This is a genomic window from Paracoccus sp. SY, assembly GCF_002901215.1.
GTDB classification, from domain to species: domain Bacteria; phylum Pseudomonadota; class Alphaproteobacteria; order Rhodobacterales; family Rhodobacteraceae; genus Paracoccus; species Paracoccus acridae.
Map to the genome: position 1 here is coordinate 39175 of NZ_NWMQ01000007.1, position 12922 is coordinate 52096.

Below are 12922 nucleotides of genomic sequence, written 5' to 3' on the forward strand. Positions count from 1 at the left end.
GGAATTGCACGTCTTGCACCCGGCGCCGCGATGGCCCAGCCTGCGCGCGACGCCGCGAAGGGGAAGCACCGCGCATGCCAGCCATTTCCGTGGGCATCGTCAGCCTCGTGCTGGCCTATGTCCTCAGCCAGTTCTATCGCGCCTTCCTGGCGGTGCTGACGCCGGTCCTGGGGGTGGAACTGGGGGCCAGGCCGGGGGACCTGGCGCTGTCGTCCGGGCTGTGGTTCGCGGCCTTCGCCCTGATGCAGATCCCCGTGGGGCGGATGCTGGACCGGATCGGGCCGCGCCTGACGGTGGCCCTGCTGCTGGGCGGCGCGGGCGGCGCGGGGGCAGCGGTCTTCGCCCTGGCCCAGGCGCCCTGGCACCTGCATCTGGCAATGGCATTGCTGGGCGTGGGCTGCGCGCCGGCGCTGATGGGGTCATACTACATCATCGCCCGCGAATATCCGGCTGCGGCCTTCGGGGGCATGGCGGGAATGATCGTGGGCTTCGGCTCGCTGGGCAATATCCTGGGGGCGACACCGCTGGTCTGGGCCATCGAGGCGCTTGGCTGGCGCGCGACCATGGCGGGCCTTGGCGTGGCCACCGTGGCGGTGGCGGTGCTGATCGCGGGCACCGTGCGCGATCCCGCCAGGCTGGGCGCGGACCAGCCGCAGGGTTCGCTGGCCGAGGTGCTGCGCATCCGCGCGCTGTGGTTCATCCTGCCCCTGTTCTTCGTGAACTACGCGGCCTCGGGCGCGATCCGGGGCCTTTGGGCCGCGCCCTATCTAGAACGCGTCTTCGAGGCCGATGCCGTGCTGATCGGCCGGGCGACGCTGGCGATGGGTCTGGCGATGATCGCGGGCAATTTCCTGGTGGCCCCGGCCGTGCGGCTGGTGGGCAGCCTGCGCCGGACGGTGCTGATCTTCACGGGCTGCACGCTGGCGGTGATGGGGTTCCTGGTCATGAACCCCGATCCGGGCCTGGCGGCGGCGGTGGTGCTGCTGGCGCTGATCGGCCTGTCGGGGGCGGGCTATGTGCTGCTGATGGCGCATGGGCGGTCCTTTTTGCCCGATCACCTGGTGGGCCGGGGCGTGACCTTCCTCAACATGATTTCCATCGGCGGCGTCGGCGTGATGCAGTTCGCCTCGCGCCCGGTGTTCCAGGCGGCGGCTGCGGCCTATGCCCCGCCGCAGGCCTTCGCCATGCTGTTCGGGTTCTTCCTGATCCCGCTTGCCATCGGCTTCGCCCTGTATTTCCTGACGCCCGAGGCCCGGAATGCCTGATCCGATGACGGACCCTCTGGTTGTCGCCCCCAACCTCAAGCGCCGCCTGTCGGGCGTCACCGCGACCGTGGTCCGGCTGATCCCGGTGCAGGCCCGCACCATCGCGATCCGCGCCACCGGCCCCGGCCTGCCGCCCGAGGTGCCGCATATCCCCCTGATCCGCGCGGCCCTGATGCCGCGCGACCGCTGGCGGGTCTGGCACGCGCGGCGCAACACGGAAATGGCGCTTGGCCTGATCCTGCGGCACCTGCTGCGGCGCAAGTACCGGCTGCTGTTCACATCCGCCGCGCAGCGCCGCCATACGGGCTTCACCAAATGGCTGATCCGCCAACAGGACGCGCTTGTCGCGACATCGGACAAGGCGGCCAGCTATCTGGACCGGCCCGCGACGGTGGTGATGCACGGGGTGGATACCGCGGTCTTCCAGCCGCCTGCCGACAAGGCCGCGTTGCGGCGCGAACTGGGCGTTGACCCCGATGCGGTGCTGATCGGCTGCTTCGGCCGGGTGCGCGCGCAGAAGGGCGTGGATCTTCTGGTCCGCGCGGGGCTGCGGCTGCTGCCGGACCGCCCGCGCGTGCAGATCGTCTTCACCGGCCGCATCACGCCCGACAACCGCGCCTTCGCCGACGAATTGCTGGAGGAAATCCGGTCAGCAGGCCTGGAAGACCGCATCCGCTTCCTGGGCGAACTTCCCTGGGACCAGGTGGTGCGCCATTATCAGGCGCTCGACCTGTTCGCGGCCCCCGCCCGCTGGGAGGGCTTCGGCCTGACGCCGCTGGAGGCGATGGCCTGCGGCGTGCCCACGGTCGCGGCCCGCGTCGGCGCCTATGAAACGCTGATCCGCGACGGCGTCACCGGCAGCCTGGTGCCGCCCGACGATCTGGATGCGCTGACCGATGCCCTGCGGCTTTGGCTGGACGATGACGCGGCCCGCGCCGCCGCAGGACGCGCGGCCCGCGACCATGTCGCCACCAACCACGCCATCGAAGGTGAGGCCCGCGCTCTGGTCGAAATCTACAACGATTTGCTGGCCCGGCCATGAACAAGCTGTCCTTCTATTCCGCCCGCCTGATACGCGATGAAACCGCGCTGCAATCCCTGTCGGTCCCGCAAGGCAACCTGCTGGCGGACCTGGAGGGAAAGCGTGTCGCGCTGATCGGCAATGCCCGGTCTCTGGCGCAAACCCGTCAGGGCGCGGCCATCGACGCCGCAGACCTGGTGATCCGCATCAACCGCGCGCCGATGCCCAGCCCCGACAGCCACGGCACCCGCACCGACTGGCTGGCCCTGGCGGTCCGCCTGGCCCATGAGGATCGCGACCGCCTGAACCCGTCGCGCCTGCTGTGGATGTCGCCCAAGCGCAAGCGGCTGGGCTGGCGGGTCGCCAGCAGCCCCGGTTTCTATCTGCATCCCCTGCCCGACTATCACGCGCTGAAGGACCGCCTTGCCGCGCCGCCGACCACCGGGGCGATGCTGATCGACCTGCTGCTGCGGTCCTCGCTTGCAGGTCTGACCCTTTACGGCTTCGATTTCTTCGCCAGCCAAAGCCTGTCGGGCCGGCGCACCGCCGACCAGGTGCCCCACGACTTCGGCGCCGAAGCCGCCTGGGTCGCGGATCTGCGCCGCAGCGATGCCCGCCTGACGCTGGCCTAGAGAAACCCGATCCAGCGGCCGGCCAGCAGCACCGACAGCCAAAGCACCGCCGAGATCCCGGCCAGCACCCGCGTGGCTCTGTCGGCAACCCCGGTGGCCACGACCCTTTGCCAGCCCAGCCGGTGCAGCAGGGCGACATTGCCAAGCGCCGCCGCCAGCAGCACCAGCTTCCACCGGAAGGCAGCATTGTCCAGGTATTCGGTCGCGCCGACCGACCACAGGCAGAACCCCGTCAGCATCGCCAGCCCCAGCCCCGCACCCGCCATGCGCGACAGGAAGGGGCCGATCACGGCCAGGGACGGCCCGCGCAGCACGCCCAGCATCCGCAGATCCAGCGGCAGGATCGCGCCCAGCAGCAGCCCGATCCCCAGGATATGCGTGGCGTTCAGGACCATGTAGAGGGTGCCCGACCCGCGCAGCACCCGCGCCAGGCTTGACGCCTCGACCCAGGCCGCAAGCTCCACCACCCGTCAGTCGGACCGGATGCGTTCGGGATACATGTCATAGTTCCGGCCGTCTATGACGATGCGGACGGCCTTGATATGCGCCTCGGCCCCGTCGCGGTCGCGGTTGCCGATCACGGTGACGGCGTCGCCCACGGCGGCGGTGTCCGGCCCGAAGCCCGACCGCGTGGTCCGGCCCGGATTGCCCAGCTCGACGAACCAGACCGTGCCGTCGGCCGCCCTGACCCGAAGGCTGGGATGGGGCGGCGCCATCGAGATGTCCTCGATCACGCCCTCCAGGCGCGACTGCTCGGCCTCGGCCCAGGACCAGCCGTGATGGGCCAAGGCGGGGGGCGCCGCAGGGGCCATGACCGCAAGGGCCAGAAGCGCGGGGCGAAGGGTGCTGAACATGAGCCGGCCTTTCCCGTTTGGTCGCCCAAGGATAGCGCGCCCGGCCCGGCCGGCGGATGACATTGGCGTGACCCATGCGCCGGTCGGGTGGCCGGGCCTTTCCCCTTCCCTTGCACCCCCCCATGCGCTAAACGCACCCGACCGCCAGAAAAGGAGTCCCAAGGAGATGGGGTACAAAGTCGTCGTCGCCGGCGCCACGGGGAACGTGGGCCGCGAAATGCTGAACATCCTGGAAGAACGCATGTTCCCGGTGGATGAGATTGCCGTGCTGGCCTCGCGCCGGTCGCAGGGCACCGAAGTCAGCTTCGGCGACAAGACCCTCAAGGTGAAGGACATCGAGCAGTTCGACTTCACCGGCTGGGACCTCGCGCTGTTCGCGATCGGATCGGACGCGACCAAGATCCACGCCCCCCGCGCCGCCCAGGCCGGCTGCGTGGTGATCGACAACTCGTCGCTCTATCGCTATGACCCGCAGATCCCGCTGATCGTGCCCGAGGTGAACCCCGAGGCGATCCACGACTACAAGAACAAGATGATCATCGCCAACCCCAACTGCTCGACCGCGCAGATGGTGGTGGCGCTGAAGCCGCTGCATGACCGTGCGCGCATCAAGCGCGTGGTGGTTTCGACCTATCAGTCCGTGTCTGGCGCCGGCAAGGACGGCATGGACGAGCTGTGGGACCAGACCAAGGGCATGTATGTGCCGGGCCAGGAAAAAGAGCCCAAGAAGTTCCAGAAGCAGATCGCCTTCAACGTGATCCCGCAGATCGACGTCTTCCTGGACAGCGGCGACACCAAGGAAGAATGGAAGATGGCGGCCGAGACGAAGAAGATCCTCGACCCCGCGATCAAGGTCACCGCGACCTGCGTGCGCGTCCCGGTCTTTGTCGGCCATTCGGAATCGATCAACATCGAGTTCGAGGATTTCCTGGACGAGGACGAGGCCCGCGACATCCTGCGCGAGGCGCCGGGCATCCTGGTCGTGGACAAGCGTGAACCCGGCGGCTACACGACCCCGGTCGAATGCGTGGGCGACTTCGCCACCTTCGTCAGCCGCATCCGCCAGGACGTGACCGTCGAAAACGGCCTGAACCTGTGGTGCGTCAGCGACAACCTGCGCAAGGGCGCGGCGCTGAACGCGGTGCAGATCGCCGAACTGCTGGGCAATCGCGTCCTGAAGAAGGGCTGACCGGGTGTTCGACTGGATCGCGGCTTTCCTCGACAGCGGCGGGGCCCTGGCCATCGCGGCCCTGATGCTGCTGGAAAACGTCTTTCCGCCGATCCCGTCGGAACTGATCATGCCGCTGGCGGGCTTCAACGCCGCGCGCGGCGGCACACCCTTGTGGCTGGCGATCCTGGCCGGGGGGCTGGGATCGCTGGCGGGGGCCTGGCTGTGGTACCTGGTCGGGCGCGCCTTCGGGGCGCACCGGCTGCGCCGCCTGATCGCCAGCCACGGCCGCTGGCTGACCCTCACCCTGTCGGAATTCGAAGCGGCCGAGGGCTGGTTCAACCGTTACGGCCGGGCCATCGTCTTCTTCGGCCGCTTCGTCCCCACCGTGCGCACGCTGATCTCGATCCCCGCAGGGATCGAACGGATGCCGCAGGGGCAGTTCCTGCTCTACACCGCGCTTGGCAGCTTCATCTGGTCGGGCGGGCTGGCGGTTGCCGGTTATCTGCTGGAAGACCAGTACGAAAATGTCGAACACTGGATCGACCCGCTGTCCACGGCGGTCGTGATCGGGATCATCGCGCTTTATCTGTGGCGCGTGATCCGCTGGAAGCCCGACGCCTGAGGAGCGCCGGGCATCCCTTTATCCCGGATCAGACTTCCACCCAACTGCGGCCGCCTTCGACGGCCTGGACCAGGGTGCCTTCGCTGATGTCGTGGACAAGGCCGTGGATCGACATCTGGCCCGATTCGACCGCCGCCTTGACGAAGGGGAAGGTCATCAGGTTCTCGATCGACACCAGCACCGCCTCGCGTTCCAGGGCGGCGACCTGCTGGTCCTCGGGCAGGTCCTTCACCCGGTCATAGCCGGGGCGCAGGACATCCATCCAGCGGCCCACGAAGCTGGTCTTCTCCTCAAGCTCGGGGGCGCGGCCCGAACACATGGCATGACAGCCCGCGACACCGCCGCAGCTGGTATGGCCCACGATGATCAGATGGGCCACCTTCAGCGCCTGCACCGCATATTCCACCGCGGCCGAGGTGCCGTGCTGCAGCCCGTCCGGCGCATAGGGCGGCACCAGGTTGGCGATGTTGCGGTGGATGAAGAATTCGCCCGAATCCGCGCCGAAGATGCTGGTGACATGGACGCGGCTGTCGCAGCAGGAGATCACCATGGCGCGCGGACGCTGCCCATCGGTCGCCAGACGGCGATACCAGGCGCTGTTTTCGGAATAGGACGTGGCCCGCCAGCCGTGGAAACGGCCGACCAGATAGTGCGGCAGGGGGCGGATGTTGTTCATGTCTCACCTCTCTTGTCACGCTGCTTGATAGGCGGGGATTGAAACAAATTCGAGAGGTTTCTTTTGCCGCCATCAAGCCTTTCTTCATGGCAAGGCCCCATGTTGCGGGGACCGGACGTGCAAGAAGATGAAGGTAAGGCAGATGGCACAAATCATGGCGTTGGCCGTATCGGAACCCGTTCGGGTCGATTCCCGGCGCGTCGGCGATATCGTCACCGAACTGGGCGAAACGGCGGCCCAGAATGTCATCGGCCTGGCGCTTGAACAACTGGCGGGGGCGCTGACTGCGGCCGACCGTGCCGTCGGCGCGGAAGACCTGCCCGAGATCGCGCGCCAGTCGGACCTGCTGGCCCGGCTTGCCTGGCAGATCGGGCTGTTGTCGCTGGCAGGCGTGGCCATGGACCTGGGCGGCTGCGCCGAACGGCGCGATCCCATTGCCCTGCCCGCCGTCCATGCCCGGCTGATGCGGGTCGGCAACCGGTCCCTGACGGCCATCTGGGACAGGTCCGGGCTTGGCTAGGCTTGCGGGCCGGGGCGCAGGTTGTAATGTCGCGCCCGACAGACAAGGCCCGACAGACAAGGCCGACAGACAAGGATTGTCTCATGCTCCCAGATTTCGCCCCCGAATCCGCCGACGCCCTGCCGCTGTGGGTCGTCTGGAAGGGCGATCCGCTGGCGGACCAGGCCGGACCCTGGCCCGCCTCGGCCGGGTTTTCGGCGAAGCTGGGGGAAATCTGCCTGCTGCCCAATGCCTCGGGCGGGCTGGCGGGCGCTTTCCTGGGCCTGGGCGACCGGACCCGGGCAAACCGCACCCGTTTCGCGCTGGCCCATGCCACGGCCCTGCCGCCCGGCATCTGGCGCCCCGCCTTGCCCGAAGGACTGGACCCGGACGAGGCTGCCCTGGCGCTGCTGCTGGGACAGTACCGCTTCACCCGCTACAAGGGGGCAGCCCAGGACGGGCCGCAATTCATTTGCCCCGAAGGCGTCGATGCCGCCCGGATCCGCGCCCAGGCGGCCGGAGAGTTCCTGACGCGCGACCTGATCAACACCCCCGCCAACGACATGGGGCCGGACGATCTGGAAGCCGCGGCCCGCGCCCTGGCGGCTGAGGTCGGCGCATCCGTGACGGTCACGGCCGGACCGGATCTGCTGGATGCCAACCTGCCGATGATCCACGCGGTCGGGCGCGCCGCCGAACAGGCCCCGCGCCTGATCGACATCCGCCTTGGCGATGCCGGGCCGCGACTGACGGTCGTGGGCAAGGGCGTGTGTTTCGATACCGGCGGGCTGGACATCAAGCCCTCGGCCTCGATGCTGCTGATGAAGAAGGACATGGGCGGGGCGGCGACCGCGCTTGGTCTGCTGAAGATGCTGGCGCTGACCGGCGCGGCCGACCGGATGCGGATCCGCGTCCTGCTGCCGGTGGTGGAGAACAGCGTTTCGGCGGCGTCCTTCCGCCCCGGCGACGTGCTGACCAGCCGCAAGGGCCTGACGGTCGAGGTGAACAACACCGATGCCGAAGGCCGCCTGATCCTGGCCGATGCGCTGACGCTGGGGGCCGAGGAATCGCCCGACCTGATGATCTCGCTGGCGACGCTGACCGGCGCGGCGCGGGTCGCGCTTGGCCCCGACCTGCCGCCCTTCTATTGCGACGACGATGCGACCGCCGATGCGCTGTCCCGCGCCGCGATGGCCGTGCGCGATCCCCTGTGGCGGATGCCCTTCTGGGACGGCTACGAATCGCAGATCGAGCCGCCGATTGCGGATCTGGACAACGCCCCCTCGGGCGGGATGGCGGGGTCGGTCACGGCGGCGCTGTTCCTGCGCCGCTTTGCCCAAGGATGCGGGCGTTACGTCCACATGGACATCTATGGCTGGCAGCCGGTGCTGGCCCCGGGTCGCCCCAAGGGCGGCGTGGGCCAGGGGGCGCGGGCGATCCTGGCCGCGCTGCCGCAGATCCTGCCCACGGACGCATCATGACGCTGGACCGGCGCCTGACCCCCGCCACGGATCGCGTTGCCCTGGAAAGCCTGGCGGGCGTGATCGAGCGTCCCGCCTATACCCCCGGCCACTCCGCGCGGCTGACGGTGCCCTTGGCCGACCTGATGACCGCCCCCGACGGTCGTCGCGACCGACAGGTCAATTTCGGCGCCGACGTGACGGTGATCGAGACGCGCGACGGCTGGTGCTTCGTGCAGGCGGATCTGGACGGATACTGCGGCTGGTTGCCCGCCGCCGCACTGGGCACGGATCTGCCACCCATCACACATCGGGTGACGGCGCCCGCGACGCATGTCTATCCCGCGCCCGACATGAAGCAGCGAGAGACCGCCAGCCTGTCGATCGGCGCCCGCCTGTCTGTCGCGGCGATCGAGGGGCGGTTCGCGCGGCTGGCGACCGGCGGCTTCGTTCCCGTCCAGCATGTCGGCGACCGACCCGCACCGGATCCGGTGCCCGTCGCCGAAAGCCTGCTGGGAACCCCTTATCTGTGGGGCGGCAACAGCCGCTGGGGCATCGACTGTTCCGGGCTGGTCCAGGCCGCGCTGACCGCCTGCGGCATCCCCTGCCCCGGCGACAGCGATCTGCAACGCGTGGCCTTTCCAGCCGTGGATGACATCCGGCGCGGCGACCTGCTGTTCTGGCCGGGCCATGTGGCCCTGGCGATGGGACCGGATCGCATGATCCACGCCACCGCCTTTGCCATGGCCGTGATCGTCGAAGCCATCCCTGACGCGCTGGCACGGATCGAGGCTGCGGGCGACGGCCCCTTCCTGGGCATCCGCCGCCCGGCTCTGGCGCAGCCTGCCGCTTTGGCCTAGACCCCCGCCAAAGGAGGCCCGGCCCATGTTCACCGTCTCGCTGATCGCATCGCCCCTGCGCGCCAACCTGACCGAGGATGTGGCGCAAGCCCTGACCCATCGCTGGGGGGGCGGACCGATCCGCTGGCTGAACCCCCGCGTCGCGGCCGAATTCGACCTGCCGGCCGAACCCGCCGATTTCCAGGACGCCTGGGCCGAACTGCAGCAGCAGACGCTGGATCTGGCGATCCAGCCCGCCGCGGGGCGGCGCAAGGCGATCCTGCTGGCCGACATGGATTCGACCATGATCGGGCAGGAATGCATCGACGAACTGGCCGACATGGCAGGCGTCGGCCCGCGCGTGGCCGACATCACGGCCCGCGCCATGAACGGAGAACTGGACTTCGACGGCGCCCTGACCGAACGGGTGGGCCTGCTGACCGGGTTGAAGGACAGCGTGATCGCCGATGTCCTGGCCTCGCGCATCACCATGGCGGCGGGCGGGGCGGAACTGGTGGCGACGATGCGCGCGAACGGCGCCTATACGGCGCTTGTGTCGGGCGGCTTCACCGCCTTTACCCAGGCCGTGGCCGACCGGCTGGGGTTCGACGAACACCGCGCCAACACCCTGCTGGCCGAAGGCGGGTTGCTGACCGGACGGGTCGCGCTGCCGATCCTGGGGCGAGAGGCCAAGGTCGAGGCGCTTATCCGGATCGCCGCCGCGCGGGGGCTGACCCCCGCCGATGCGATCGCCGTGGGCGACGGCGCGAACGACCTGGGCATGATCCAGATGGCCGGAACGGGCGTGGCCCTGCACGCCAAACCCTCGGTGGCCGCGCAGGCCCCCATCCGCATCAATCACGGCGACCTGACGGCGCTGCTGTACCTGCAAGGCTATGGCGCGCGGGATTTCGTCACGGGCTGATCGCCCGCACCGTATCGGCCGCAGGCCGCGCGATGCTGGCGGCCGCGCCCGTTCCGGCCCAGAACGCCCCGTATCCGGCGTTCCCCTGCGCCATGGCGGCGGCGTGCAGCGCCTTGCCGATGTCATAGGCCACCGGATAATCCGCCGCGCCCGTGTCGTCGATTGCGGTGAAATCATTGGCTAGGCAGCGTGCCGGACGGCCGGAAATCGCGCGGGTCATCACCGTCCGCCCGCCCGACAGCGCCGCGCGATGCGCGGGCGGGGTCGCGGCTTCGGGCGCGCGCAGAAAGGCGGTGCCGCATTGCACGGCGGCCGCGCCCGCATCCATCGCCGCCCGCGCCGCCGCCCTGTCCATGATCGCACCCGCAGCCACGACCGGCAGGCCCAGCGGCAGCAGCGCCCGCACAAGCGCCAGATGATCCAGCCGGCTGTCGGGACCGTCCGGGTCGAAGATGCCGCGATGCCCCCCCGCCTCGTGGCCCTGCGCCACGATCACGTCGAAACCTGCATCCCGAATCGCCTGCCCCTCGGCGACCGAGGTTGCCGTCGCCCACAACTTGCATCCCGCCCCTTTCAAGGCGGCGATCTGTTCGGGCGTGGGAAGGCCGAAATGACACCCGACGATGGCCGGCCCCTCGGCCAGCAGCACCGACAGCATTGCGTCGTTGCCGCGAAAGCTGGGATAGATTTCGCGCAGCGTCGTGGGCGGGCTGGCCCCGAACCGCTGGAAGACCGGGCGCAGGGTGTCGGTCCATGCGGCCTCTTGCGCCGGGTCGCGACGGGCGGGCCTATGGCAGAACAGGTTCACCCCGAAGGCCCGGTCCGTTCCCCGCCGCACCGCATGGATCGCCTTGCGCGCGCCCTCCGCGTCCAGGGCACCAAGCGCCACGAAGCCCAGTCCGCCCGCTTCGCAGACCGCCACGGCCAGTTCCGGGGTCGAGGTGCCCGCCATCGGCGCCTGCACCACACGGTGCGTCAGATCATCGAACATCGTCGTGCCCCTTATCCTTGCCCGGACGGACATCCGAGGAACCATGCCCGGTGTCCGACCCCCGCCACCATGCGGCAGGCTGGGGGCGTGCGAAACCCCCGATGCCCCCATCTTTACAATCACGGTCCAAAGGCGCATGGCGCCGTTCATGCTGGACCTTTCCCTTGAACTGCTGCTGATCCTTGCCGCTGCCGGCTTCGCGGCGGGCTTCATCGATTCGATTGCCGGGGGTGGCGGGCTGATCACCCTGCCCGTGCTGCTGCTGGCAGGAATTCCCCCGGCCCAGGCGCTTGCCACGAACAAGGTTCAGGGGGCCTTCGGCGCCGCGACCGCCGCCATCAGCTATGCCGCGCGCGGTCTTGTCGATCTGCGCAGCCAATGGCGATCCGCGCTGATCGCCGGGGTGGCGGGGGCACTGGGGGCGGTTCTGGTCAGCTATCTGCCGACCGACAAGCTGCGGCTGGTCCTTCCGGTGATCCTGATCGGCATCGCGGTCTTTTTCGCGCTGAAACCCGGCCTGAACGATCTGGACCGGGTGCAGCGGGTGGCGCCGGCGGCCTTTGCGCTGACAGCGGTGCCGCTGGTGGGCTTCTATGACGGGCTGATCGGGCCGGGGGCGGGATCGTTCTACATGATCGCCTTTGTCACCCTGGCGGGATACGGGGTGCTGAAGGCCACCGCGCATACCAAGCTGCTGAACTTCGCCTCGAACCTGGGCGGGCTTGGGGCATTCGCGCTGTTCGGTCAACCCTTGTGGCTGGTGGGGATCGTGATGGGCGTGGCGCAGATCGCCGGGGCCATGCTGGGCGCGCGGCTGGCCAGCCGCATCGGCGCGCGGCTGATCAAGCCGCTGCTGGTCGTGACCTCGACCGCGCTGGCGCTGCGGCTGATCTGGCAGATGATCTAGGCGGGAAAGCCGGGGGCGGTCCGCATGTCCCCGGTGACCATGCCGCGCCAGTTGCGGATCGGGTCGGTCAGGAAGCGGCCGACCGCCGGGTCGTTTTCGGGCAGCACGCCCAGATGGACAAGCAGGGCGGTGATCGCGGCTTCCGCCGCGCGGGTCGCGCCATCCGTCACCTTCAAGGCCACGCCCAGCCCCTGATCGGGCAGGATGGCGACGAAGACCGCCTCGGCCCCCGTCTTGGCGGCGACGCGCCCGCCCATGGCCCGCATCAGGATCGTGCAGGCCCGCCCCTCGCCCGCGACCATCTCGGGATGCGCGCGCATCGCATCGACCAGCCGCCGCATCGCCCGGCCCCGCCTGTCGTCGGAGGGATCGGCGAAACCTGCCATCGCCCGGCCCAGACCCGCCAGCGAGCAGGACCAGTTCGGGGCCGAACAGCCGTCGATGCCGTATCCGGGGCTTGTCTCGGCCGTCACCTCCTCGAAGGCGGCCTTCACGGCCTGCTGCACGGGATGGTTGGGATCCACATATTCGGTGCCGCCGCCCAGGTGCCGGTTCAGAGTCAGAAAGCCCGCGTGCTTGCCGGAACAGTTGTTGTGAAGCTGGCAGGGGCTTTCGTCGCCGCAGGTCAGGCGGCGGTTTTCATCCGCATCGCGCGGCATGTGGCAGCCGCAGCGCAGGTCAGATTCCCCCATGCCAAGCCCCCGCAGCCACTGATCCACCGCATCGACATGGATCCGCGCGCCGCTGTGGCTGGCGCAGGCCAGGGCCAGCTGGCGGTCGGTCAGGCCCGCCGCATCCGCCGCGCCGCTTTCGATCAGGGGCAGCGCCTGGATCATCTTGCAGGACGATCGGGGAAAGACGATCTGCTCGGGGCGACCCCAGGCCTCGATGACGCCCTTGGTGTCGCAGATGACGGCATCGCCGCAATGGCTGCTTTCACGCTGTCCGCCGCGCCACAGCTCGATCAATTCCGCTGACCGCATCGCCTGCCTCCCCTGACAATTGCGCGATTTCCTGCCTTGCGCTCTTTCTCGCGCAATGATTTTGGCTATCGTGACCG

General features: G+C 69.2%; 15 protein-coding genes. 10 read left to right on the forward strand and 5 right to left on the reverse strand.

All coding sequences use genetic code 11. The annotated features are described in order from the left end of the window. Positions 1-74 precede the first annotated feature (74 nt). The 3 genes from CK944_RS07995 to CK944_RS08005 are packed head-to-tail and all read left to right on the forward strand — an operon-like array spanning position 75 to position 2918. Positions 75-1265, forward strand: coding sequence for an MFS transporter (locus CK944_RS07995; RefSeq protein ID WP_103172536.1), 1191 nt, complete (start codon positions 75-77; stop codon positions 1263-1265). Between the two features lie 4 nt (positions 1266-1269). Beyond that, on the forward strand, positions 1270-2307 hold the full coding sequence (locus CK944_RS08000) for a glycosyltransferase family 4 protein (RefSeq protein WP_192877740.1): 1038 nt from the start codon (positions 1270-1272) through the stop codon (positions 2305-2307). Beyond that, positions 2304-2918, forward strand: a complete 615-nt coding sequence (locus tag CK944_RS08005) for a glycosyltransferase family 29 protein (protein ID WP_103172538.1) — start codon at positions 2304-2306, stop codon at positions 2916-2918. The genes CK944_RS08000 and CK944_RS08005 overlap by 4 nt, the downstream gene beginning before the upstream one ends. Here the strand turns inward: CK944_RS08005 and CK944_RS08010 are convergent. Both CK944_RS08010 and CK944_RS08015 read right to left on the reverse strand, forming a co-directional pair. Beyond that, positions 2915-3382, reverse strand: coding sequence for a DUF6644 family protein (locus CK944_RS08010; protein ID WP_239986004.1), 468 nt, complete (start codon positions 3380-3382; stop codon positions 2915-2917). The genes CK944_RS08005 and CK944_RS08010 overlap by 4 nt on opposite strands. Positions 3383-3388: 6 nt before the next feature. Beyond that, a complete protein-coding gene (locus CK944_RS08015) occupies positions 3389-3772 on the reverse strand; it encodes a DUF6152 family protein (RefSeq protein ID WP_103172540.1) in 384 nt (127 codons plus the stop codon). 166 nt (positions 3773-3938) lie between these two features. Here CK944_RS08015 and CK944_RS08020 point away from each other — a divergent pair, with 166 nt between their 5' ends. Both CK944_RS08020 and CK944_RS08025 read left to right on the forward strand, forming a co-directional pair. Then, positions 3939-4961, forward strand: a complete 1023-nt coding sequence (locus CK944_RS08020; RefSeq protein ID WP_103172541.1) for an aspartate-semialdehyde dehydrogenase — start codon at positions 3939-3941, stop codon at positions 4959-4961. Positions 4962-4965: 4 nt separating this feature from the next. Continuing rightward, complete coding sequence (locus CK944_RS08025; RefSeq protein ID WP_103172542.1) at positions 4966-5565, forward strand: DedA family protein; 600 nt, start codon at positions 4966-4968, stop codon at positions 5563-5565. Between the two features lie 28 nt (positions 5566-5593). Here the strand turns inward: CK944_RS08025 and CK944_RS08030 are convergent, their stop codons facing one another. Further along, positions 5594-6241 (reverse strand): carbonic anhydrase, encoded by a 648-nt coding sequence (locus CK944_RS08030; RefSeq protein WP_103172543.1) that lies wholly within the window; start codon positions 6239-6241, stop codon positions 5594-5596. A 142-nt stretch (positions 6242-6383) separates the two neighbouring features. Here CK944_RS08030 and CK944_RS08035 point away from each other — a divergent pair, with 142 nt between their 5' ends. The 4 genes from CK944_RS08035 (at position 6384) to serB (ending at position 9964) form a co-directional block, all read left to right on the forward strand. Further along, entirely contained in the window at positions 6384-6761 is a 378-nt protein-coding gene (locus tag CK944_RS08035) for a hypothetical protein (RefSeq protein ID WP_103172544.1), read from the forward strand. An 83-nt stretch (positions 6762-6844) separates the two neighbouring features. Continuing rightward, positions 6845-8221, forward strand: a complete 1377-nt coding sequence (locus tag CK944_RS08040; RefSeq protein ID WP_103172545.1) for a M17 family metallopeptidase — start codon at positions 6845-6847, stop codon at positions 8219-8221. Next, positions 8218-9060 carry a C40 family peptidase gene (locus CK944_RS08045; protein WP_103172546.1) on the forward strand — a complete coding sequence of 281 codons (843 nt, stop codon included), beginning with the start codon at positions 8218-8220 and terminating at the stop codon, positions 9058-9060. The genes CK944_RS08040 and CK944_RS08045 overlap by 4 nt, the downstream gene beginning before the upstream one ends. Positions 9061-9085: 25 nt before the next feature. Further along, complete coding sequence (serB, locus tag CK944_RS08050) at positions 9086-9964, forward strand: phosphoserine phosphatase SerB (protein ID WP_103172547.1); 879 nt, start codon at positions 9086-9088, stop codon at positions 9962-9964. Here the strand turns inward: serB and CK944_RS08055 are convergent. Beyond that, entirely contained in the window at positions 9954-10955 is a 1002-nt protein-coding gene (locus tag CK944_RS08055; RefSeq protein ID WP_103172548.1) for a nitronate monooxygenase family protein, read from the reverse strand. The genes serB and CK944_RS08055 overlap by 11 nt on opposite strands. Before the next feature lie 148 nt (positions 10956-11103). Here CK944_RS08055 and CK944_RS08060 point away from each other — a divergent pair, with 148 nt between their 5' ends. Continuing rightward, positions 11104-11862, forward strand: a complete 759-nt coding sequence (locus tag CK944_RS08060; RefSeq protein WP_103172638.1) for a TSUP family transporter — start codon at positions 11104-11106, stop codon at positions 11860-11862. Here the strand turns inward: CK944_RS08060 and CK944_RS08065 are convergent. Then, positions 11859-12845, reverse strand: a complete 987-nt coding sequence (locus tag CK944_RS08065; RefSeq protein ID WP_103172549.1) for an asparaginase — start codon at positions 12843-12845, stop codon at positions 11859-11861. The genes CK944_RS08060 and CK944_RS08065 overlap by 4 nt on opposite strands. Between the last annotated feature and the right edge of the window lie 77 nt (positions 12846-12922).

What these genes read in the sequence shown, in the direction of transcription:
- CK944_RS07995 (WP_103172536.1), top strand. Translation starts at nt 75, where the DNA reads ATGCCAGCCATTTCCGTGGGCATCGTCAGCCTCGTGCTGGCCTATGTC.
- CK944_RS08000 (WP_192877740.1), top strand. Translation starts at nt 1,270, where the DNA reads ATGACGGACCCTCTGGTTGTCGCCCCCAACCTCAAGCGCCGCCTGTCG.
- CK944_RS08005 (WP_103172538.1), top strand. Translation starts at nt 2,304, where the DNA reads ATGAACAAGCTGTCCTTCTATTCCGCCCGCCTGATACGCGATGAAACC.
- CK944_RS08015 (WP_103172540.1), bottom strand. Translation starts at nt 3,772, where the DNA reads ATGTTCAGCACCCTTCGCCCCGCGCTTCTGGCCCTTGCGGTCATGGCC.
- CK944_RS08020 (WP_103172541.1), top strand. Translation starts at nt 3,939, where the DNA reads ATGGGGTACAAAGTCGTCGTCGCCGGCGCCACGGGGAACGTGGGCCGC.
- CK944_RS08030 (WP_103172543.1), bottom strand. Translation starts at nt 6,241, where the DNA reads ATGAACAACATCCGCCCCCTGCCGCACTATCTGGTCGGCCGTTTCCAC.
- CK944_RS08035 (WP_103172544.1), top strand. Translation starts at nt 6,384, where the DNA reads ATGGCACAAATCATGGCGTTGGCCGTATCGGAACCCGTTCGGGTCGAT.
- CK944_RS08040 (WP_103172545.1), top strand. Translation starts at nt 6,845, where the DNA reads ATGCTCCCAGATTTCGCCCCCGAATCCGCCGACGCCCTGCCGCTGTGG.
- CK944_RS08045 (WP_103172546.1), top strand. Translation starts at nt 8,218, where the DNA reads ATGACGCTGGACCGGCGCCTGACCCCCGCCACGGATCGCGTTGCCCTG.
- serB (WP_103172547.1), top strand. Translation starts at nt 9,086, where the DNA reads ATGTTCACCGTCTCGCTGATCGCATCGCCCCTGCGCGCCAACCTGACC.
- CK944_RS08055 (WP_103172548.1), bottom strand. Translation starts at nt 10,955, where the DNA reads ATGTTCGATGATCTGACGCACCGTGTGGTGCAGGCGCCGATGGCGGGC.
- CK944_RS08060 (WP_103172638.1), top strand. Translation starts at nt 11,104, where the DNA reads ATGCTGGACCTTTCCCTTGAACTGCTGCTGATCCTTGCCGCTGCCGGC.
- CK944_RS08065 (WP_103172549.1), bottom strand. Translation starts at nt 12,845, where the DNA reads ATGCGGTCAGCGGAATTGATCGAGCTGTGGCGCGGCGGACAGCGTGAA.